This is a genomic window from Chloracidobacterium sp., assembly GCA_025057975.1.
Classification (GTDB): Bacteria; Acidobacteriota; Blastocatellia; order Chloracidobacteriales; family Chloracidobacteriaceae; genus Chloracidobacterium.
The window spans coordinates 41,920-63,948 of the sequence record JANWUV010000013.1 but is presented as its reverse complement, the minus strand read 5'-3'; the positions used below and the strand labels follow the sequence as shown (position 1 = coordinate 63,948).

General features: G+C 60.4%; 14 protein-coding genes. 2 read left to right on the top strand and 12 right to left on the bottom strand.

Annotation, left to right across the window (positions count from 1 at the left end; all coding sequences use genetic code 11):
- Positions 1 to 28 precede the first annotated feature (28 nt).
- The 10 genes from NZ585_11855 to NZ585_11810 all read right to left on the bottom strand — a co-directional run bounded on the left by NZ585_11855 (position 29) and on the right by NZ585_11810 (position 13,148).
- Positions 29 to 457, bottom strand: a complete 429-nt coding sequence (locus NZ585_11855; GenBank protein ID MCS7080723.1) for a diacylglycerol kinase family protein — start codon at positions 455 to 457, stop codon at positions 29 to 31.
- Complete coding sequence (locus tag NZ585_11850) at positions 438 to 1,214, bottom strand: glycosyltransferase family 2 protein (GenBank protein MCS7080722.1); 777 nt, start codon at positions 1,212 to 1,214, stop codon at positions 438 to 440. Before NZ585_11850 ends, NZ585_11855 begins: the two co-directional genes overlap by 20 nt.
- A 6-nt stretch (positions 1,215 to 1,220) precedes the next feature.
- Complete coding sequence (locus NZ585_11845; protein ID MCS7080721.1) at positions 1,221 to 1,796, bottom strand: NUDIX hydrolase; 576 nt, start codon at positions 1,794 to 1,796, stop codon at positions 1,221 to 1,223.
- Positions 1,793 to 2,011 carry a hypothetical protein gene (locus NZ585_11840; GenBank protein MCS7080720.1) on the bottom strand — a complete coding sequence of 73 codons (219 nt, stop codon included), beginning with the start codon at positions 2,009 to 2,011 and terminating at the stop codon, positions 1,793 to 1,795. Before NZ585_11840 ends, NZ585_11845 begins: the two co-directional genes overlap by 4 nt.
- 217 nt (positions 2,012 to 2,228) lie before the next feature.
- The gene (locus tag NZ585_11835) at positions 2,229 to 3,212 is read right to left on the bottom strand and encodes a VWA domain-containing protein (protein ID MCS7080719.1); all 984 of its coding nucleotides are present in this window, start codon (positions 3,210 to 3,212) and stop codon (positions 2,229 to 2,231) included.
- A complete protein-coding gene (gene trmFO / locus NZ585_11830) occupies positions 3,209 to 4,567 on the bottom strand; it encodes a methylenetetrahydrofolate--tRNA-(uracil(54)-C(5))-methyltransferase (FADH(2)-oxidizing) TrmFO (GenBank protein ID MCS7080718.1) in 1,359 nt (452 codons plus the stop codon). Before trmFO ends, NZ585_11835 begins: the two co-directional genes overlap by 4 nt.
- A gap of 147 nt (positions 4,568 to 4,714) precedes the next feature.
- The gene (locus tag NZ585_11825; protein ID MCS7080717.1) at positions 4,715 to 6,736 is read right to left on the bottom strand and encodes a S9 family peptidase; all 2,022 of its coding nucleotides are present in this window, start codon (positions 6,734 to 6,736) and stop codon (positions 4,715 to 4,717) included.
- Between the two features lie 283 nt (positions 6,737 to 7,019).
- Complete coding sequence (locus tag NZ585_11820; protein MCS7080716.1) at positions 7,020 to 10,721, bottom strand: carboxypeptidase regulatory-like domain-containing protein; 3,702 nt, start codon at positions 10,719 to 10,721, stop codon at positions 7,020 to 7,022.
- 307 nt (positions 10,722 to 11,028) lie between these two features.
- A complete protein-coding gene (locus tag NZ585_11815; protein ID MCS7080715.1) occupies positions 11,029 to 11,676 on the bottom strand; it encodes a response regulator in 648 nt (215 codons plus the stop codon).
- A complete protein-coding gene (locus NZ585_11810; protein ID MCS7080714.1) occupies positions 11,676 to 13,148 on the bottom strand; it encodes an ATP-binding protein in 1,473 nt (490 codons plus the stop codon). The genes NZ585_11815 and NZ585_11810 overlap by 1 nt, the downstream gene beginning before the upstream one ends.
- A 245-nt stretch (positions 13,149 to 13,393) precedes the next feature.
- On the opposite strand from NZ585_11810, the gene NZ585_11805 reads away from it, so the two are divergent.
- Positions 13,394 to 15,610 (top strand): sensor histidine kinase, encoded by a 2,217-nt coding sequence (locus NZ585_11805; protein ID MCS7080713.1) that lies wholly within the window; start codon positions 13,394 to 13,396, stop codon positions 15,608 to 15,610.
- 26 nt (positions 15,611 to 15,636) lie between these two features.
- Here NZ585_11805 and NZ585_11800 read toward each other — a convergent pair whose 3' ends face one another.
- Positions 15,637 to 16,563, bottom strand: a complete 927-nt coding sequence (locus NZ585_11800; GenBank protein ID MCS7080712.1) for an Rpn family recombination-promoting nuclease/putative transposase — start codon at positions 16,561 to 16,563, stop codon at positions 15,637 to 15,639.
- A 93-nt stretch (positions 16,564 to 16,656) separates the two neighbouring features.
- On the bottom strand, positions 16,657 to 19,362 hold the full coding sequence (locus NZ585_11795; protein MCS7080711.1) for a prolyl oligopeptidase family serine peptidase: 2,706 nt from the start codon (positions 19,360 to 19,362) through the stop codon (positions 16,657 to 16,659).
- Positions 19,363 to 19,598: 236 nt separating this feature from the next.
- Between NZ585_11795 and NZ585_11790 the strand changes: the two genes are divergently transcribed.
- Positions 19,599 to 21,887 carry an NADP-dependent malic enzyme gene (locus NZ585_11790; protein ID MCS7080710.1) on the top strand — a complete coding sequence of 763 codons (2,289 nt, stop codon included), beginning with the start codon at positions 19,599 to 19,601 and terminating at the stop codon, positions 21,885 to 21,887.
- Positions 21,888 to 22,029 lie beyond the last annotated feature (142 nt).

Sequence of the window (22,029 nt, the reverse complement as noted above, 5' to 3'; positions counted from 1 at the left end):
GCTAGCCGAACGGGTCGGACGCAAAACGTTATCGGATGAATGGCAAGCCACGCCACAGCGCGTACAGCTTGACCCACAGCGGCGGACCCAACACAACCAAGCCGACCAAAACTGAAAAGGTCGCCGCCAGCAAGGTTGCGCCGGCCGCCGCGTCCTTGGCGATCTTCGCCAGCGGACGCCACTCCGGCGACGCCAAATCCACCACCGCCTCAATCGCGCTGTTGATCATTTCCAACGCTAGCACCAGCGCCGACATCACCAACACCGGCGCAAGGCCGGCTTCTAGCCACCACGCCAGCGCCAAGGCGCCCAGCCCAATCCCACATTCAATCCGAAAATTCGGCTGATGCCGCCACGTGTGGACAATGCCGGCCCAAGCATAGGCGAACGACGCCACCAGCCGTCCGGCGTCCAGCGGGGCGCGCGTTCGTGACGGCTTAGCGGATAGTGGTTTCATCCGTCCGCACGGCCGGTTGCTCCAGCGGTTCCGTCACCGGCGGCAACGGCGCGCGCGGCACCGTCAACCCATACTTGGCGATGCACCACAGCGCCTTCACGCCGTCCTTCCAGCCAATTTTCTTACCTTCTTCGTACGTCCTCCCGTAGTAGCTGATGCCCACTTCGTAAACCCGCAACCGCCGCCGCGCCACCTTGATAGTGACTTCCGGCTCAAACCCAAACCGGTCTTGCTCAAGCGGAATGGACTGAATGACTTCACGCCGAAACGCTTTGTAGCAGGTTTCCATGTCCGTCAGGTTCAAGTCTGACACCATGTTCGAGAGAAGCGTCAGCAGCCAGTTGCCCATCGAGTGCCAGAAGTACAACACTCGGTGGGGCTGTCCGCCCATGAAGCGCGACCCATAGACGACATCCGCCTTGCCTTCCATCAACGGCGGCAGAATCTGCTTGTAGTCCTCCGGGTCATACTCCAAGTCGGCGTCCTGGATGATGACGTAATCACCGGTGGCATGCTTGAAGCCCTCACGGAGCGCTGCGCCTTTACCGCGATTGACCGGCTGAAAGAAAGCGCGCAGGTTGGGGTGTGCTTCGGCGAGTTCCCGGAGAATTTCCGTCGTCCCATCCGTCGAGCAGTCATCCACGCAGATGATTTCTTTCTCTAGCGGCAACGCCACCGCCTGGACACGAGCGACGATTTCGCGCAGCGTCCGGCGTTCGTTATAGATTGGCATCACAATCGACAACTTACCCGCCATAGACGCTCATGAGGGCTTGAAGCTCTCCAACAAACTCAGCCGATGAAACGCCACGATCACCAGCGCGTGGGTAATCCGCCCCTCCCTGATAAGGGTGGGGATGTCCTGCAGCGGAACAAGTCGAATTGCAAGCTCCTCATGCTGATCAAAGTGGGTCGGCTTGAGCTTTTGCGCACCGCGTCCGACAAAACTAAAGCACCGATTGTTCTGAATCGCCGGGTTAGGATGACAATACCCAAGCGGCTCAATCGAGGCGGCCACGTAGCCCGTTTCCTCCGCCATTTCGCGCGCGGCGGCGGCGGCCGGTGAACCGTCATAATGTTCGTCTAACATCCCACCAGGGATTTCAAGCGTCACCTGATCAATGCCGTGGCGGTACTGCTCAACTAAGACGACTTCCCCGGTCGGCGTAATCGGGATGATGTTGACCCAAGTCGGCGCATGCAGGACATAGAAGTTTTGCGCCGTCACGTCACTCACCTCGGCGTCCGGCGGACAAGCCCGCTCTCGATACAAAGTGAAGACCTTGGCGTGAACCATCGGTTCGGGCGGCAGCTTACGCCAAGGACGAACGCCACTCATCGTTCAGTCTGATTAGCCGTCGCCGCCCGCGTCCGCGCGCCGTCCTGACGAGCGCGAAACGCTAGCGAGACTTCGACAATCATCGTTACGTCGTGACCGGCGGCGCGGAGGTTGCTTAACTCCGACTGAATGCGCGGCGACGTCCAAACAACCTCTCGTAGAATGTGGCTCAAACGGTCGGTTGCCTCCTGCAGATACAGATGGTCACGTTTCATCACCCGGCCTCCATCGCGCCAAACATCATCCACCCGGAACCACTCCCCGGCTCGCATGGCAACGCTCCGACACGTTCTCGCACGGCTCAACCGTGGCGGTCGCACGTTGTCAACTGTCCGCCCCGTTGCGCCTTTCCGGGAGGGAAAAAGCGCCCCCATCGTAGGCAAAGTCGGGACGCGAAGTCAATTTTCGTACAGAAGAGGCTCTAGGAGCGAACTACTGCGTTGGCGCATAGTAGCCGCGCCGCGCCCGGACGGTGACGCCGGGCCGTTTCACCCGCACCTCAATCCGGCGAAATTTACCGTCGCGCGCCTCGTTCGAAGAGTAGTAGCTCAACATGTACTGCGCCCGCAGCTCGCTTTCCAGTTGGGCAAAACCAACCGCCAACTCCGGTAGGCTCGTCACCATGAAGACGCGCCCGCCAGTCTGACGACACAGCAGCTCAAAGTCATTGTCCGGCGGCGGCAGGAAATCGTCATACTCTGTCCGGATCACTGGACAGATCCCAAACACCACGGCGTCCGTCCGGTTGACTTCCTCAACGGCGCGCTCGCGTGTGACGCGGCTGACAGTGTTTTGTCCGTCGGAGACCACAACGATGATGCGCCGCCCCGGTTCGCGCTCCAGTCGCCGGGCGGCGATGAAGATGGCGTCATAAAGCGCCGTTGCACCGCGCGCGTCCAGTCCGCGCAACGCCGACTCCAGCGCCGCCACACTCCCCGTCAAATCCTGCCGGAGGTACACGTCGTGATTGAAGGCGTACAGGGCGGCGCGATCCTCCGGCCGCAGTACTCGCCGAAAAAAATCGAGCGCCGCATCCTGTTCAAACTTCAAACGATTCCGTACGCTGGCGCTAATGTCCAACAGCATCGCCAATCGCAGCGGTTGATCGTCTTGGCGGCTGACGCGACTGATGGTCTGAAGTTGTCCGTCTTCATAGATTTCAAAGTCATCGTCGCCAAGATCGCCCACCGGCGCCCCTGTCACATCTTGGACGGCGGTCAGCACCGTTACGTAGTCCGCGCGGACGACGACATCAGCCGTCGAGTCGCTGTTCCGCCCGCGTACGGCATCGTCCGGCAGCGGTACCACCTGCGCCGTCGCCGCCGCGCCGCACGCTCCCAGCAACCACAGCACGGCTGTCAGCCGGAACAGCAACCGCTGAAACCGTCGCAAGACCTTCATGTTTGTTCGACTCATGCCGCCTCGCCGGTCGCCGCCGCGCTGCCTTCCATCGCTCGCAGCCAATGCTCAAAGGCCGCCAATGCCAACTCAATTTGGCGCGCGCGCCGTTCCGGTTTCCGTTTGAGCTTCCGCGCTTCCGGTTCAGGAAGCGGCGGTAGTAAGGCAAACGTGATGTTGACCGGCTGGTAATCGTTGTTTTCGCAGTGGGCGACGTAGTTGATAAGACTGCCAATGGCCGATGCGCGTGGAATCGGGATCAGGGGACGCCCCTTGACCAGCGCCGCCGCCCAGCGCCCGACCGCCAACCCTGTCGCCAGCGACTCAACATAACCTTCAACACCGGAAATCTGTCCCGCGAAAAACAGGCGCGGCTCATGTTTGACTTGTAATGTCGGCGTCAGCAGCTTTGGGCCGTTGACGTAGGTGTTGCGGTGTACCTGCCCGAACTTCAGAAATTCCGCCTGCTCCAGCCCTGGAATCATCCGCAACAGTTTTTTTTGCGCGCTCCATTTGAGGGAATTCTGAAAACCAACCAGACTGTAGCTGTCGGCCATGAGATTCTCCTGCCGCAGTTGAACCACGGCGTATGGTTCTTCCCCGGTTCGCGGATCGCGTAAACCGACCGGTTTCATAGGGCCAAAGCGCAGGGTGTCGCGTCCGCGTCGAACGGCGACATCAATCGGCAGGCAGGCCTCGAAGTACTTGGCTTTGTCGGCTTCAAAGTCCTTCGGCGTGACGCATTCGGCCGCCAACAGCGCATCCACAAACGCTTCATACTGGGCTTTGGTCAATGGACAGTTCAGATAATCGTCGCCGCCCTTACCATACCGCGCCGCTCGAAACACCACGTCGTAGTTGATGGTGTCGGCGTCCACCACCGGCGCGATAGCGTCGTAAAAGTACAACTGCTCCGCACCGGCCAGCTTTTGAATCTCCGCCGCTAGCGCGTCGGATGTGAGCGGCCCAGTGGCAATGACAACGACGCCTTCGCGGGGGATGGTTGTGACTTCTTCACGGACAACAGTAATGCGCGGGTGCGCCGTAATGCGCTCCGTTACCTCGGCGGCGAATCGCTCACGGTCTATCGCCAGCGCCGCTCCAGCCGGGACGCGCGTCTTTTCGGCGACAGCGATGAGCAGGGATCGTGCGCGGCGGAGTTCCTCTTTGAGCAAGTGCGGCGCAGTATTGACTTCGTCCGACTTGAACGAGTTGCTACAGACGATTTCCGCCAACCGGTCGGTTGTGTGGGCGGGTGTCTGGCGGACAGGGCGCATTTCGTACAGCCGGACGGGAACACCCTGCTCGGCGCACTGCCACGCCGCTTCACAGCCTGCCAGTCCACCGCCAATGATGGTCACTACGTCGGTCAAGGGCAAACCTCCGTGGTCGGGCAGGTTTCGACTTTGCGTTTCACTGAGCAAAAACGCCGCCGACGGGGGCGGCGCTTACCTTAGTCTTGGAAGCTAAGCCAATCTATCCTGACAGACAAGGTATGAAAACGGCACAGGACCCTACGCTCACGACCGGCGGTGCTTTTCAAACCAAGCCATTAGGTAAAGCTGCTGGGCCAGCTGGTGGGACGGACGCCGGAAGCTGTGAAACTCTTCCGGGACGCGCACGAGCAGGGTTGGCTTCCCCAGCATTTTGAGCGCCCGGTAGTACTCTTCCGTCTGTCCGATAGGCGTACGGAGGTCGGCTTCGCCGGTCAGCAACATCGTCGGCGTCGTGACGTTGGCGACATAACTGAGCGGTGACCGAACGGCGAATTCCTGCGGGTCCTCCCACGGATACTTCTGAAACTGGTCATACCACGTCACAGGGCCATCTGTCGTCCCGACGAAGGAATGCCAGTTGACGACCGGCCGCATCGAGACAGCCGCCGCAAACCGGTCCGTATGACCGACAATCCACGCCGTCAGGACACCGCCGCCTGAACCGCCGCATACGAAGAGGTTTTTCTCGTCAATGAAGCCGGTTTTGAGCGCCGCGTCCACACCGGCCATGAGGTCGTCGTAGTCCTTGCCCGGATAGGCGTACTGAATGCCGTTGACGAACGCCTGCCCATAGCCGGTCGAGCCGCGCGGGTTGGTGTAGAGCACGGCGTAGCCCTCGGCGGCGAAGTTTTGAAACGCCCAGTTGAAACCAACCGAATACATTGACCACGGCCCGCCGTGAATCCACAGCACCATGGGGTACTTCTTCGTCGGGTCGAAGTCGGCCGGTTTGATGAGCCACCCCTGAAGATTGAGGCCATCCGGCGCTGTGAAGTTGAGTTCTTGCGCCGCGCCGAGCGTCAGGCCTTCGAGTACGTCGGCATTGACGTCCACCAGCATGCGCATCTCGGTAGGACGGGCGACGTTGAAGGTGACGAGCGTCCCCGGCTCGGTAAAGGTTGAGCGGACAGCCGCCGCCTGTCCGTTGGCGGCGAGCGACACGCCGCTCAGCACATGGACGCCTTCGGTGACGCACCGCGCCTTGCCGCCGACCGGCGCAAAGTAAAGCTGCGCCGTACCTCGTTCCTCGACTGTGAAATAGACGCCGCCGCCGTCGCGCGCCCAGACAACGTTCGTCGGCGAACTCGGTAAATCGCCCGCCCAGAGCCGCGCGTCACTGCCGTCGGCGTTCATCACATAGAGGCTTGAGAGATGAAACGTGAGTTTTTGGTAGTCGTAGCCGACGTAGGCGATGCGTTTGCCGTCCGGCGACGCCTTCGGCTGCGCGTCGCGTCCACGGCGGTCGGTCAGCGGGCGAATCGTTTGGGTCGCCAACTCAATGACGTAAATCTCGCTGTCCCCCCGCGCGAACTCCCAGTCGTCGCGCCGAATGGACGACACATACAGGCGCTTGCCGTCGGACGACCATTCCGGGTCATCATAGCTGTATTTGCCGTCGGTGATTTGGCGGGGGGTCCCACCGAGGCGGGCGTCCAGCGTAAACACTTGGCGTTTGGCTTTGGGAATCTGGCCTTGACCGTCCACGGCCCACGTCAGGCGGTCAATGACGACGGCCGGCTTAGCCCATTGCGCGCCTTTGGGCGCTTCCGGCAACTTGATGGGCAGGGGCGAATCAGTGTCAGGAACAAGCATCGAAAAGGCCAGTCGCGTTCCATCCGGCGACCAACACAAGTCAGCCGGCTCGCGTTCCAGATGGGTCAGTTGCACGATGTCGCCAGTGTCAGGCGTCAGGACGTGAATTTGCGCTGTCCCGTCGCGCTCGGCGATGAAGGCGATGCGTTTCCCGTCGGGTGACCAGACGGGCTGGCGCGCGCTGTAGGTCTGTCCGGTCAACTCGCGGACGCGGCTGCCGTCGCTTTCCACCATCCAGAGCGTTGAGCGGTAGCGGTCAGTCATTTTGTCGGTAAAGGTGCGGGTGAACACAATCCGCCGACCGTCAGGCGAGATTGCCGGATTCGTCACCGATTCCATTTCCATGAAAGTCGTCTTATCGAGCCGGCGGGGCGCCGGCGGCGTCTGGGCAAGCGTTGAAACCGATGTGCTGATGATCAGCACGCCGATGAACAATTTTGCAAGGTGGGACATGGTGTGTCGGCTGTCGTGTAGTTGGGGATGCTTAGCCTACGCAGGCGTAAGCAGACGGGCGATATTCACCGTCTGCCCCTCCGCCCGAAGGTTTGTCTGGGCATCATGCGTCGGAACGTTGGTTTCCAGCAAACCCAGCCATCCGTGTGTGGTTCGACCTGATTTTTCCAAGGTCTGGTCGAGGGATTGTCAACGAAGGATTTGAGTGCGGCGGTGTTCCGCCGCACTCAAAAACCCGTTCGCGTTCACCTCGGGGCGGCGCTCCACTGACGCGGAAACTGCTCTAGAAGAACAGCTTGAGCGCAAACTGGATTTGGCGCGGATCGCGCGCCCGCGTCACCCGCCCGAAGTTTTCGCCCTCGGTGATGTTCCCGCGCGGGTTCAGGAATTGGGTTTGGTTGAAGAGGTTGAAAAACTCGCTGCGAAACTCAATCCGCATCCGCTCAGTAAGCGGAATGTTCTTCCGCACCACAAAGTCGTAGTTGTGAATGCCCGGCCCGCAGCAAATCGTACGCGGCGCGTTGCCGATCGTCCCCAACGCCTGCGGCGCAAAAGCCGCCGGGTCAAAGAAGTACAGGTTGTTGCGTCGCGGGTCGAACGTCCGAAACCGTCCCACAAGGTCGGGCTGACCGGGAAGCTCGAAGTCAAAGCTGTTCATCAACTCCAAGTCGTCCGACGACGTGATGCGAATCGGAAACCCGGTCTGATAGACGGCGATGCCGCTCACGGCCCAGTTGTTGAGCATGCCGCCCAGCCACCGGCGGTTGGTGACGTTCGGCAGCCGGTAGTCAAAGGTCACGACCAGCCGATGCCGCGCGTCAAACAACGACAGCGACCGGCTCAAACGCGGGTTGATGGGGTTGACGATGTTTTCAAAGCTCGAAGCGTTGTCAATAGATTTGCTCCACGTATAAGCGGCCTGTACTTGGATGCCCTTTTCCTCAAACCGCTTTTCAACCAGCACCTGAAGCGAATGGTAGTTGGAGTTGCCGGCTGTTTGCCGTTCAAAAAGGCTCGCAAAAACCGGCACGCCGTCCGGCGGACAGCCCTCGCCCGTCAGTGGGTTGCAGAAGGGCGACGAAAACGGACGCAGGCCGACCAGCGTAATGGCCGGGTTGTTCGGGCCGGTCACAGTGCGCTGCGGGCCGTACGGCAGGTGCAGCGTCACACCGGCCGGAATCGCGCCGGCCGGGACGAAGTAGGCGTTGTCGGCCCCGAACGGCCCGCACGTACCGGGTCCCAGAATCCGGTTCAAATCAAGGCAGGTCTGCGGATTACCAAAGTTGATGTCGCGGGTGAGCAGCAGCCGATGCCCCTGCGTCCCTACATAGCCGATCTGGAACAACAAATCCTTCTGGAGCTTCCGCTGAAGCGTCAGGCTGTACTGCACCGAATACTGTGGGCGCAGCACCGGCGGCAGTTGCCCATACAGAAGAATGGGACGAAACACGGAATAATCCACCGGGTCGCCGCGTCGCGGATTCAGAATCCCATTCGACGGATTCGGCACAATCGTACCGTCCTGCCGCAAAAACGGCGTGCTGAGAAAAGTATTCGTGATGTTAGAGCTAACGCCGAAGGGGGGTTGCGGCACGAGTTGGGCCAGAATCAGCCCTTCAATCGGGCCGTTGTAGAACATGCCCCATCCGGCGCGCAGGCTGCTGTTGCCAGGGCCGCCGGTCAGCTTCGCCAACCAGCCGTTTTGCCATGACGGACTCCACGCCAAGCCCAAGCGCGGCGCAAACGCCCGGTAGTAGGTTCTAAACAAGCCGTCCGGCACGCCTTCATCCCCTGGGATTCCCAGTCCTAGCGGAAAGACGGCGCGAGCCGGCCCTGTCGGGCTGCAATCCTGTGAGCCGAACACGCCGACCAGCGGGTTGCTTGGGTCAAGTCGGCAGGGGAACTGTGTACTCGCCAGTCCGGCGCGAAATGACTGCACGCGGCGGAAACGGTCGGCCGGCGGTGTGTTGAGTTCCCACCGCAGACCGTAGTTGAGCGTGACGCTCGGCGTGATTTTCCAACTGTCCTGAGCGAACAGATACACGGCGTTGCTGTAGAAGTGCGACGTTTGCGCGCCGGTCTGATAGTAGGAGTCCACCAGTCCCAAGAGGTAGTTCGGTATCAGATTCGTAAAGCCAACGCTGTTCGGCCCGCCGCCGAAAATGCTGAACTGCCCGTTGAGCGCGCCGAAGTTGGTCATCAAGTAACGCTGTTGGCGCAGGTCTGCGCCGAACTTGAGCGTGTGGTTGCCCAGAATGCGCGTGAAGTTGTTCGTGATCTGGTAGGTGTTGACAACCTGCGGAATTTCGCCCTGGTAGTTGTTGCCGATTGAAAAGCCCCCTTCCAGACCAATCCATGGCACGCCCTCATGCGGCGTTCCAACGCCGACGACGATACCAAGTCGCGGGTTGTTCGGATCGGAAAAACAAAGCTCCGGCGGCACGTCCCGACAGGATCGGTTGACGAGGTTGGAGCGTTCCGGGCTGTTGAAGCGAAAGAGATTCTGACGGAAATATACGGCGCGCAACTCATTGACAGCCGTTGCGCCTGTCCACGTATGCGAGAGGTTGATTTGTGCGATACGCGCGTTGTTGACGTTGCCGAAACCGGGCAGGTTGGCCCCGGAGTCCGCTACCCGCGCAAATGGCTCTAAGCTAAAGCTGTCCGAGTAAAAAACAAAGGCGCTAAGTTGTTGCCGGTCTGTCAGACGGTGATCAAGGCGCAAGGTTCCTTGGTCGCCCCGGCGACGCGCCACCGGGTTGGCTTGAAAGAAACTTTCGCCCAGATTCGGGAGTGGAACGAATTGACGCAGCAGATCGTGCGCCGTCCGGTCAAAACAGGGTATCGGAATTCGGTTGCCCGGAAAGATGTCGGCGTAGGCTGTGCCGGCTGTAATCGGCGCGCCTCCGGCGGCCGCCACCGCCGCCGCGCAGCCTGGACGCGCGTTCAGTACCGCCGCCACGGCTGCATCCGCAATAAAGCCGGTGAACATCGGCCCGGCGCTAAAATCGCCCAGCCGTTCAGCAGGTGTCGGAACCGGAACCACATCCGACGGGATGCCCTGCCGGATGCGCCGTCCCTCATACGAGGTGAAAAAGTACGTCCGCCCGCGCCATATAGGGCCGCCGAACGTACCGCCGAAAATATGCTGGTTGTAGGCGGGCTTTTCAAGGTTGAAAAAGTTCCGTGCATTGAGTACCCGATTTCGGAAAAACTCAAAGAGATTGCCACGGAATTGGTCGCTGCCGGACTTGGTGACAACGTTGATCACTGAGCCGGAATTACGCCCGTATTCGGCGTCAAAGCCGTTTGTGATGACGCGAAATTCTTCGATGGCGTCGGGAGAAGGCTGAATAGCGGGCAAATTGACATAAAGATCATTGGCTTCACCGCCGTTGACATTGAAATTGTTTGACCTGCCGCGTCCGCCGTTGACGGAGACGACGCCCGGTTGATCGCTGCCCGTAAACAGGTCTGAGCCAAGTTGTGACTGGACGCCCGGCTGAAGCTGCAGAAACTGGTATGTATCGCGCGTGTTTAGCGGCAAGTTAACCACGGCGCGGCTGTTGACTGAAGCGCCGATTTGCGTGTTTTCTGTTTCAACCGATGGCGTACCGCTCGCTTCAACTTTGACGACTTCACCGGCCTCGCCGATTTCCAGTTTGACGTCTACATTGCTGACGCGCCCTAAGCTCACCTCGATGTTGGTTTGTTCATACCGTTTGAAGCCATCGGCCGTGACCGTTAATCGGTAGGACCCGACCGGCAGCGATGGAAACTCAAAGACGCCGTTTTCATCGGAAACACCGGTTCGGGTGATCTGGGTTCCCTGAAGCGTAAGCGTAATGCTGGCTCCAGCGACCACGGCATTGCTTGGATCTCTGACAATGCCGCTAATGACGCCGGTCGTCTGCGCCACAGCGCAGAGCGAGAACCAACCGATAACGCCGACAGCCAAGCCGAAGCGAACGAACAGGCTCTTCATGGCTTCTTCCTCCCAAATCGAAATGAGGAAAGCTCCGTCAGTCCGGCCCTATTACGCCTGCGCTTTGGGAGCGAGGATTCACTTCAAATGAGAATGACTCCGGTATGACCGTTTGCTCCGCAAGCGCCGGTTTGCGCGTCTTGTGCATGACGCTTTTTCAAAGCTTTGCAGGCTGTTCTCCATCGCCTCCGTAGAGCGAGACGACTTCGGTGAACAACCTGCAAAAACAAAGGTGTGATTATGAAAAAGGAGGGTGGGAGGGGGCTATTATACGTTGGTATAGGTTTGTTTTCGCACCATTGCGCCGTTACTGTGACGGTGCGTTGGGAAGCCCTAATCGTTCGGCCGCCCGAACCAGCTCCGGCAGGGATGAAACCTGCATTTTGCGCATAACCTGTCCGCGATGCACCTTGACAGTGATTTCGCTGGTTCCAAGCTTGGCGGCGATTTGCTTGTTGAGCAGTCCGGCGACAACCAACGCCATGACCTCGCGTTCGCGGTTTGTCAACAAGGCGTAGCGTTGGCGCAGCGCCGCGAGTTCAGCGGCTTGGGCGCGGTGTGCAGCACTTCGTGCAATGGCGTGTTCAACGGCGGCTAACAAATCGTCGTCTCGGAACGGTTTGGTTAGGAATTCCACGGCGCCGGCTTTCATCGCACGGACGGACATTGGAATATCCCCATGTCCGGTGATGAAAATGATTGGCAGGTCACACCCAGTGGCGTTCATTCGGGCCTGCAAATCAAGGCCGTTCAGGCCCGGCAACCGTACGTCGAGCACCAAGCAACCGGGCGCGTCGGCGCGCGCCGCCGCCAGAAACGCCTCCGCTGAAGCAAAGAGTGTCGCTTGGAGTCCGGCAGCGCGCAGCAAGTTCCCTAACGACTGACGTACGGAGGCGTCGTCCTCGACGACATAGACCATCGCTGTCGGTTGTGACTCAACGGATTGCTGCGCCATCACGGACGGCCGGGTTGCGTCGGCAACGTAAACTGAAATCGTGCGCCGGGACCAGCGTTGGCGGCGGCCCACAGCCGCCCGCCATGGTTTTCAACAATGGAGCGACTAATGGCAAGGCCCATCCCCATCCCGCCGGGTTTGGTCGTGTAGAAGGCGTCGAAAAGCGCCCTGACATTGACGCCTTCCAGGCCAACGCCGTTATCCTGCACTGTCACCAACACTTGATCGGTGTCGTATGGTTGTATGTGAAGTTGAATTTCGCGCGGTCGCTCTGTCACTGGACGCACGGCGTCCAGCGCATTTGTCAACAGGTTGAGCAAGACTTGCTGACATTGGATGCGATCGCCAAAAACGGGCGGAAGATTGGGCGCAAAGTGCGTTTGAAGCGCAACGCCCTGTTCGGTAAGTTCGTCCTTCACGAGCCGAATCACCTCAATCACTGCCTGCTGAATATCAAACTGCATTTGCATCGGCTCTGTGCACTGAAACATGGCGCGGATGCGAGTGATGATGTTCGCCGCCCGGTGGCTGTCTTGAATGATAGATTCAACGGTTGCGCGCACTTCGTCGAGGTTGGGCGGCTGGGCCGTCAGCCAGCGTCGGCAGGCGGCGGCGTTGGTCACGATAGCGGAGAGCGGCTGATTGATTTCGTGTGCAATGGAGGCAGCTAGTTCGCCTAGCAGGGTCCGGCGGGCGACTTGGGTCAGCTCGTCTTGCAGCCGCGACAGGGCTTCTTCCGCCTGCCGCCAGTCTTCAACATCCGTACCCAAGCCGTACCACTTGACGACCGTGCCTGACGGCTCGCAGGCGGGCACGAGATGCAGCCGCAACCGACGGTACACGCCGTCCGCCCGCCGGACGCGAACCTCGGTTTCAAGCGGGCGGGCCGTTTGGCGGGCTTGCCGCCACTGTTCCGTCAATGCGGCGGCTTCCGCCGGGTGAACGGGGAGGCGCTGTTGTAAATCCATCGCCGCCGTCGGCGTCGCTCCAAGAAAATCACGCCACCGTTGATTGAGGAACTCCACCGAGCCGTCCGGCGCTTCGCTCCACACCAATCCCGGAATGGTGTCCATCACCAACCGCAGTTGATCCTTGAGGGTTTGAATTTCGCGAAAAGACCGGCGATTGTTGGTCGCCAGCCGGTTGACGACGAACGCCGTCGTGAGAAACGCCACGGGAGCGGCGACATCCAGGGGTTGATTCATCGCTGGACGAAACAGAGGCGCAGTGAAGAACGAGTCAAGGCACAGGTAAGCAAGCACTGCTACGAAAGCCGACGGCGCACGGCCGGCCTTCAGCGCCGTTGGGACAATCACCGTCAGGTAGAGCAGCGCAGCGGTTGTTGAATGCACCTGCCAGTAAAAGCAAAGACCGGTCAGCGCCACCACGCCAATGGTTCCCCAAGCGTATGGCGCAACAAGTCGCCAGATGTTCAAGAGCCCTCGGCGGATTTCCGACATCGTGACTCTCATCCTTGACCTTAGGGACTGAAGTTCCTGACGAAAAATCCCATTCTTGCTGGGACAAAAACCAGCTTAGCGTCATCTAAACCCGCCTGTAACTTCGGTTGCGTATGAGACGTGGGCTGTTTCTCCTTCGTCAGGTGCCGCGTCCAAGAGGCTGGGTGTATTGCCCACTTCGCCTACGCTTGGCTGGAAAGTGTCCGTCATCGTCGTTAGACTGGCAAAAACTGAACCATGACCAACACGGTATTGACATGTGGTTTGGCGCAAGCCGGCAGTGGAAGACCTTCCGCCTGACGCTTTTTTGGGTGCAGGTGCTTTTACTGTTGACCGGAAGGAACACAACCGCCGCCCCGGTAGTGGTGAGCGACGCCTTAGCGTCGCAACCACTGACGCCGCTGCTGGAGCAGTTTGAAGACCGCTCCCGTCAGGTCACCATTGAGGACGTGACGCGCGGGACGCTCAACTTTGTCCCAACCAACGCCGACACGCTCAACTTAGGCTACACGTCTTCAGCCTACTGGTTTCGGCTGCGTTTGCGGAACGACACGGCGCAGACCATGGAACGTCTGCTTGAAGTCGAACAGCCCTACTTGAGCCGCGTAGAAGCCTACCTGCCCGGCAGCAACGCGCCGGCGGGAGCTTTCATACGCTTTGAAGCCGGCGACGCCCTGCCCTTCAACGTGCGCGTCATCCCGCACCGACTGCCGGTGTTTCCGGTCGCCGTCCCGCCGCACACGGAGCAACTTGTCTATCTGCGAGTGGAAACCAGAGGCTCACTGACCTTCTCGGCGACGCTGTGGAAGCCGCTTGACCATGCCCGCAAGGATCGTATCCATAGCTTCTTTCTCGGTGTTTACTACGGGCTGCTCCTCATTTTGGTCATCTACAACGCCGTTTTTTTCCTAGGCATTCAGGATCGGGCGAACATTTATTTCTCCGCTTACCTGCTGAGCTTAGGGCTGTTTCAAGCCTGTGTGGACGGTTTTGCGACGCAGCTTCAGAATTGGCTGCTTGGCGGCTTCGTGGTGGAAGGCTTTGTACCGCGTTTGGCATTGGCCAACCTCGTGTCGGCCACGGCGGCGCTGCTGACGCGAAAGTACCTGCTGCTGGAGGTTCACAGCCCCCTGGTCAACCGCGCTCTTGGGGCGTTGGCTGCTGTCTTTTTTACTTTGGCGGTTCTATCCGTCGTAACGCCAACCCGGTTTGTCGCTCAAATTGCCAACTCGTCCATGCTGCTGGGCGGTATTTTCGGGCTGCTGTCGGCCTTCGTACCCTTGCGGCAAGGTTATCGGCCGGCGCTGTATTTCCTCGTGGCGTGGTCGGTGGTTGTTTTGGCGGTTGTCCTCAACACGCTGCGTACCGCCGGCCTGATACCGCAGGCCATCGCATGGCACTCCGTGCTGCACTTCGGGACGGCGGCGCAGGGGTTGCTCATATCGGTCGGCTTGCTGGCGCGGCTGATGATGCTGCAGCAGGAAAAAGAGGCCGCCCGCGCCGAAGCCGACCTCCGGGCGGCCGAAGTGGCCATCTCCGTCAATTTCAACGAACAGCTCAAAAAAGCTAATCAGGAACTGAGCGAGGCCCTAGCGGCGCGCGAAGAGGCGCGGCGGGAAGCCGAACAGCGGCGCGCAGAGGCGGAGGCCGCCAATGGGCGGCTGATGGAGCTGGATCGGCTCAAGTCGGAATTTACGGCGATGCTCGTTCACGATCTGCGGTCGCCGTTGGCGGCCGTCAATGGCACGCTGGAACTGATAGAAGAAACACTATCCGATCCTGACCTTTTGGAACTTGTGCGCGCCTCTCAGTCAAACGTTCGTCGGACGCTTGACCTCATCACCGACCTGTTGGAGTTGTCTCGGAGTGAATCCCAGTCGTTGACGCTCGACCTCAAGCTGCTCGATCTTGTCCCAATACTGCGGCAGTGTGTGGAAAATACACGGCTGGGCGCAGCAAACGCGCTCGACTTCGTGGCCGACCTGCCGCCAACGTTGCCGGCGGTCGCCGGCGACGCGCGCAAGCTGGAACGAGTGTTTATGAACTTGCTGACCAACGCGGCCAAGTTTACACCGTCGGGTGGGACCATCACCGTCTCAGCCCGTGAGGTCGCCGGCGAGGGTGTTGAGGCTGGGTTGTCATTTGTTGAGATCAGCGTCACGGATACGGGCGTCGGCATTCCGGCGGCGGAGCTGCCGTTTCTGTTCGACCCATATCGCCAAGGCGGTCAGGGCAAGAAGAAAGTCGGGTTTGGATTAGGGTTGGCCATCGCCAAGCGCATTGTCGCCGCTCACGACGGCAACATCACGGTCAAGAGTCAAGTCGGTGTGGGCAGTACGTTCACCATCACGCTACCTTGCTGGGCCAGCCGAGTCGGTCAAACTTCATTGGATACACCGTCGCCGAGTACAACCGGTGACAGCGGGGAGACCGCTCTGACCTCCAGCGACGGCGCGCGCGCCGCAAAAAGATAAGCGCACTTATCGCCGTCTGCCGACATTTACTCGGAAGCGGTGGTTTGCGTCGCCAGCCAAGCGCGGGCGGACTCCAGATTGTCAAACCCGATGGTTTCTACCGCCAGCGCCTCCGCCTGCTCCCGTGACAACTGCTCCACTTGTGCTGCAACATCGGACGGCAGCAGTCCAAACCGCCGCTCAAGCAGCGCCCGCGCTAGCCGCACCGCTTCCAAACGACTGCCCTGCTCAACGCCCTGCGCTATACCGCGCTCAAGCCCCTGCGCCATACCGCGCTCCAATATCTCCTGATAAATCACCGACTCCCGCATCGTCTCCTCCCGAAATAACCCACTCTCCTCCCGAAATAACCCACGAATCAATCCACGCTCAAACCGCAGCCCAGCCAACACCTGCACACACGCCGATAGATTAGCCCGCTTCGCCGCATCCGTCACCCCAGCCACCCGCGCCGCCGTCGCCCGCAACAACCCCTCCCCACTCTCCCACTTCCCCAACACCGCCAACGGCAACAACGCCTCGTCCGCCAACAACTCCCCAGCCTCCACCTCCCACAACCGCACCACCGTAAACCGATGCCGTGTCCCACCCACCTCAAACACCTCCTCCAACCCCTGCCCCGCCGCATTCTCCCGCAACAACACCACCACCTGCGTCACCGGCAACCGATGCAACCGGTACAACCGTACCCAGTAGTCCAACATCCGCAACGGCAACGGCGGCTCAGACGTTGGGTCAACGTGAAACTCCACGTGCAACAGCCGGTCGGTCGCCCGCAACAGCGTCACAAAATCCGCCCGAATCGGCTCCACCGGCAGTTCGGTTTTGAGGACTTGCACGGCGTCGGGCGTCGCCGCCGCTCCGGTCAGTTCGGGACAGCGCCTCGCCAACCAGCGCACCATCGCCGCCGGGTAGGTCTCCGCCAAGTACTTGCACAGGTTGTCGTACGCCATTTACCTCTACGGCTTGGCACTCACCCTTGGGGAACACGCCCTTCAGAGCAAAATGTGACGAACAAGAGGGGAGGAGAGGAACACCTCAAGCAGCTACATCTTTGTGGTCGGCGTCCCAACCTCCACCAACTCAAGCTGAATCTCAGCAGCGCCCAGACCAGCAGCCTTGACGACGACCTTAACCGGCAGGCGACTTTCCTTGGCAATCCAAACCGTAGTCTGCACGCCGGCCTCGTCGGTGAGTTTGACGCGGTGGCAAACGAACCTTCCTAAAGGAACGCCGACCTCTTCTTCACCTGTCGCTTCGAGCTGCACCAGCGCCGGACGACCATTCCGTACGTCGAAGCTGCGCAGGGTCACCGCGTACCCGACAGCCAGCGGAAGGCGTCCGACGACAAGATAGCGCCCGGCTCCGTCGGCCAGCAACTCACCGCCCAAATCAGCGGCTATGGAGCGCGGCGTCCCGTTGAATGTCAGCGTCCCGTCGGCTTTGCCGTCCCGAAAGGTGATATCCACCACCGTCGGCCCTTGCGTCGCTTGCCGCCTCCGCACAAACAGCGAAGACTTTTCCAGTTGTGTTGTTTCAATCACTTTGCCCGTCGGCAGGCTGGTTTCCTCACGCACTTCCCACAGACCATCGGCTTCCGTCACAATGGTTTCAACGGTTGTCGGCAGATGCTGCCCCGGTACGTCAATGAAGCCGCGATACCGAAATCGTCCGGCTTGCAGGTCGCCTTCCGGCTTGACGACGCCGACCGAAGCCGGACGCGCGCGCTCCGGGCGCATGACCGTCTTCACATCCACGGTGATTTCCTTCAGCCGCGCGGCGACATCCTCCGGCATATCGGCTTGAAAGCGTCCCTTGAGATGCGCCGCCAGGAAGCGCTCCGCCGCCGCGTAAAACGCCATGCTGTTGACCGGACGGGCAAAGCCGTGACCTTCGTCCGGCGCGCAGAGATACTCAACCGGGAATCCCCGGTCGCGCAGCGCCACCACAATCTGGTCGGCTTCAGATTTCTTTACGCGCGGGTCGTTTGCCCCCTGCACAATCATCAGCGGCGTCTCGATCCGGTCGGCGGCGTTGAGTGGGGACTGGCGCTCCATGCGGGCGCGGTCTTCAGGTTTACTTGGATCACCGATGCGCGTATGAAACACGCGGCGGACGGCTTCCCAGTAAGGCGGGATTGTTTCAAGCAACGTAATCAAGTTCGACGGCGCGACCAGCGCCACGGCGGCCGCGTAGAGCTTCGGCGTAAAGGCCACCCCAGCCAGCGCTGCATAGCCGCCGTAACTGCCGCCCATGATGCCGACGCGCTGCGGATCAGCGACACCCTCGGCGACAAGATGTTTGACGCCCCACGTTAGGTCATCCTGCATCAAATCGCCCCATTGCCCGTTGCCGGCGTTGAGAAACTTCTTGCCGTAGCCGGTTGAAGCGCGGAAGTTGGGTTGCAGTACGGCGTATCCCCGGTTGGCCAAAAACTGCGCCTCCCGGTTGTAGCCCCACACATCCCGCGCCCATGGGCCGCCGTGCGGCAGCACCACCAACGGCAGGTTTCTCGCCGATACGCCCTTGGGCAACGTCAGATACGCCGGAATTTCCAGCCCGTCCGACGACGAATAGCGAATCGCCTTCATCGGCGCGAGATGTCGCCGGTCAAGCTTTTCGTACAGCCGGTACTGAAGCGTCAGCCGCTTCGTCCGACGATCAAACAGATAGGTTTCGCCCGGCTCAGTGTCGCTCGTTGCGGTCACCAACCACAGTCGCTCGTCGCGCGTCCCGGAGCTAAAAACGACATTCTTACCCGGCAGGCGCTTCTGAAGCCAGCGGTAGTCGTGCTCATAGGTCTTGTCGCGCCAGTAAACGCGCGGCCGCTCGTCCACATAGACTGTAGCGACCAAATCGTTCGTGGCATCCGAAAACATGGCGCGGCCAAAATCCACACGGCCTAGCGGGTCGCTCTCGACAAGTTCCTCCTTGCCGCTTACGGGATCAAACAGCGTCAGGCGCGTCAAATCAACGTCTTTGCCGCGATTCGTCGTCATATAGACGCGCCGGCCGTCCGGGTGCATCCGCAGCAGGGTTACCAACTCAAACACGCTGCACGAATAAACCTTCACCATGCGGTCGGCGTCCACACGCAGCACCTCGGTGTCGCCGTTGGGCGCAATACGCAACGCCAGACGCAGCGTCCCGGCTTCGTCAAAGAACCAGCTTGAGATTTGCTCCTTGTTTTGCCGAATGAGCGTCCGCTCGCCGGTCGTCAGGTTGAGCTGATAAACATCGTGCCAAGCCGGATCGCGGTCGTTGAGACCAATGCACACGACTTCCGGCTTGTCTTTCGGCACGGCGTAAATTTGCACCCGCGCGCCCTTGACGCCGGTGAGATCGCGCGCCGCCGGAACATCCCGCCCATTGTCCGGCGCAGCCGTCGGATTCACGGCGTAGAGGTTGAAGTTCTCGTCGCCGCCCCGGTCCTGCACGTACAGAATAAACCGCCCATCGCGCGTCCAGAAGAAGTTGCGAATGGGGCGCGTCGTAGAGTCGGTCAACGGACGGGCGCGCGCAAACGGCTCTTCCGTACGTTTGACCCAGATGTTGAGCGTTTCCTTGTAAGGCTTCAGGAACGCGACAAACTTGCCGTCCGGCGACAATTGCGCGGCGGCGATTTCGGGGTTGCCGAAAATGAGCCGGCGGTCTATGAGTGGCGGCGGCTGCGCCTGAGCCGCCAAACCAACAACCCACCAGACAATAACGCCTGCCATCAGACGGATCAGGGTGAAGTTTGGTAAACGCATCTTTGCAGCCTCCTGCGTTGGACGCGCGGCCGGGTGAAGTGTTCGCTCCCAAGGTGTAGCATCGCCCTACGCCGTGAAGGAAGCACGTCGCACTACGTCCGGTTGGCGGCGGCGTCTCAAACCAAGAGCCGCTGAAACCTCACACAACCGACAGGCGCATTGGTAAAACAGTGTACGCCGCGCCTGCGTTAGAGTCAGCGAAATGTTTCGACACGCCTGCACAAGGATGACGAGTCATGAATCGCCGCCAAGCTGCGCTTGATTACCACGCACAAGGACGCCGTGGAAAAATCGAGGTCGTACCAACCAAGCCCTGTTTGACGCAGCGCGATTTGTCGCTGGCTTACTCGCCGGGCGTCGCCGAACCCTGTCTGGAAATCGCCCGCGACCCGGCGGCGGCCTACACCTACACGGCGAAGGGCAATCTGGTGGCCGTGGTCTCCAACGGTACGGCGGTGCTCGGTCTAGGGAACATCGGCGCACTGGCCGGGAAACCCGTCATGGAAGGCAAGGGCGTCCTCTTCAAACGCTTCGCCGACATTGACGTGTTCGATTTGGAGTTGGCGACCGAAGACCCCGACGAACTCATCCGTACGCTCAAAATCCTTGAGCCGACCTTCGGCGGCATCAACCTTGAAGACATCAAAGCGCCGGAGTGTTTTTACATCGAACGCCGCTTGCGCGAGGAACTCGACATTCCGGTGTTCCACGACGACCAGCACGGTACGGCCATCATCTCCAGCGCCGCCCTCATCAACGCGCTGGAGCTTGTGGGAAAGTCGCTTGACGGCGTCAAAATTGTGTTTTCCGGGGCGGGAGCGAGCGCAATGGGCTGCGCCCGCATGTACAAGAAGTTCGGCGTCCGGCCGGAAAACATCCTCATGTGCGACACCAAGGGCGTCATTTATCGCGGTCGAACGGAAGGCATGAACGAACACAAGGCTGAGTTCGCCGTCGAAACCGACGCCCGGACGCTGGCCGACGCTCTGCGTGGAGCCGACGTTTTTATTGGGCTGTCGGCCAAGGGCATGGTGACGGCCGAGATGCTCAAAACCATGGCCGACCGCCCGATTGTGCTGGCGATGGCGAATCCCGACCCGGAAATCAGCTACGAGGAAGCTCTTGCCGCGCGTCCCGACTGCATCATGGGCACCGGACGGAGCGACTATCCCAACCAAGTCAACAACGTCCTTGGGTTTCCGTTTATTTTCCGTGGGGCGTTGGACGTACGGGCGCGGACGATTACGGACGGCATGATGATGGCGGCGGCGCGCGCGCTGGCGGCGCTCGCCAAGCAGGATGTCCCCGAGGCGGTGGCTAAAGCGTACGGCGTTTCGCATCTGGTGTTTGGCCCCGACTACATCATTCCCAAGCCCTTTGATTATCGCGTGCTCATCTGGGTCGCTTCGGCGGTGGCGGAAGCGGCGATGCGTGACGGCGTGGCGCGGATTCAGCTTGATGTGGAGGCGTACCGTGAGGAACTCGCCAACCGGCTGGGCAAGTCACGCGAAACGCTGCGGATTATGTTCACCAAGGCGCGGCGCGCACCGAAGCGCGTTGTCTTGCCGGAGGGCGACGACGACCGCGTAATTCGCGCGGCGGCGGCGCTGGCCGAAGACCAGATTGCGCAGCCGATTCTGTTGGGTGATCCGACGTTTATTCGGTCGCGCGCGGAAACCCTGCGGCTGGCTTTCGATCGGATTGACATCATTTCTCCCAAGACTTCCGAACGATTCGAGGACTACGCCAAGGCGCTGCACCGGCTGCGTCAGCGCAAGGGTTTGACGCTTATTGGCGCGCGTCAAATGCTCAAGCGCGTCAACTACTTCGGAGCAATGATGGTCAGAATGGGCGACGCCGACGCCGTGGTGACGGGCGTGACGAGCGCCTACGCCGAGGCGCTCAAGCCGATGCTGCGCGTCTTTGGAACGGCGGCGGGCGTCCGGCGCGTCATGGGGCTGCATTTGATGGTGGTCAAAAATCGCGCCTACTTCTTCGCCGATACAACCGTCAACATTGAGCCGACGGCCGAGGATTTGGCCGACATCGCCATTCACGCGGCGCGGACGGCCGAGCAGTTCGGCATCGAACCGCGCATCGCCATGCTGTCGTTTTCGACCTTCGGCAGCGTCCGCCACCCATTGGCGGAGAAAGTTCGGCTGGCGGTTGAACTGGCGCGGCAAAAGCAGCCGGCGCTCACCATTGATGGTGAAGTGATGGCGGATGTGGCGCTGTCACCGGAACAGTTGGCGCGTGATTATCCGTTTGCGGCGCTGGGCGATAAACGGACGACGGTACTGGTCTTTCCCGACCTTCAGTCGGCGAACATCGCCTACAAGCTGCTGGCGACGCTGGGCGGGGCTGAAGCCGTCGGACCAATTTTGATGGGGTTGTCACATCCAGCGCACGTCCTGCCCAACAACGCCGAGGTCAAGGATATTGTCAACTTGGCGGCTATTGCCGTCGTGGACGCCCAAGAACGCCAACGCCAAGCTTCGGCTTACACTGTTGGACGCATGTGGTAATGCGGTCATGACGCAGTGAGACGCCCAATAAGCACGTTGTCCGGCTTTTGGCCGCAGGGCCTAGGCATCGCTTGCCTTTTCGATACGCCAAAGTCGGCGCGGCGCATGCCGACGCTAATCTGGTGGCGCACTAGTGGCGCAT

Excerpts from the sequence above, each read along its gene's own strand:
- NZ585_11850 (MCS7080722.1), bottom strand. The coding sequence starts at position 1,214 with ATGGCGGGTAAGTTGTCGATTGTGATGCCAATCTATAACGAACGCCGG.
- NZ585_11810 (MCS7080714.1), bottom strand. The coding sequence starts at position 13,148 with ATGAGAGTCACGATGTCGGAAATCCGCCGAGGGCTCTTGAACATCTGG.
- NZ585_11795 (MCS7080711.1), bottom strand. The coding sequence starts at position 19,362 with ATGCGTTTACCAAACTTCACCCTGATCCGTCTGATGGCAGGCGTTATT.
- NZ585_11815 (MCS7080715.1), bottom strand. The coding sequence starts at position 11,676 with ATGGCGCAGCAATCCGTTGAGTCACAACCGACAGCGATGGTCTATGTC.
- NZ585_11790 (MCS7080710.1), top strand. The coding sequence starts at position 19,599 with ATGAATCGCCGCCAAGCTGCGCTTGATTACCACGCACAAGGACGCCGT.
- NZ585_11845 (MCS7080721.1), bottom strand. The coding sequence starts at position 1,796 with ATGAGTGGCGTTCGTCCTTGGCGTAAGCTGCCGCCCGAACCGATGGTT.
- NZ585_11805 (MCS7080713.1), top strand. The coding sequence starts at position 13,394 with ATGTGGTTTGGCGCAAGCCGGCAGTGGAAGACCTTCCGCCTGACGCTT.
- NZ585_11840 (MCS7080720.1), bottom strand. The coding sequence starts at position 2,011 with ATGAAACGTGACCATCTGTATCTGCAGGAGGCAACCGACCGTTTGAGC.
- NZ585_11835 (MCS7080719.1), bottom strand. The coding sequence starts at position 3,212 with ATGAGTCGAACAAACATGAAGGTCTTGCGACGGTTTCAGCGGTTGCTG.
- NZ585_11800 (MCS7080712.1), bottom strand. The coding sequence starts at position 16,563 with ATGGCGTACGACAACCTGTGCAAGTACTTGGCGGAGACCTACCCGGCG.
- NZ585_11825 (MCS7080717.1), bottom strand. The coding sequence starts at position 6,736 with ATGTCCCACCTTGCAAAATTGTTCATCGGCGTGCTGATCATCAGCACA.
- NZ585_11820 (MCS7080716.1), bottom strand. The coding sequence starts at position 10,721 with ATGAAGAGCCTGTTCGTTCGCTTCGGCTTGGCTGTCGGCGTTATCGGT.
- NZ585_11855 (MCS7080723.1), bottom strand. The coding sequence starts at position 457 with ATGAAACCACTATCCGCTAAGCCGTCACGAACGCGCGCCCCGCTGGAC.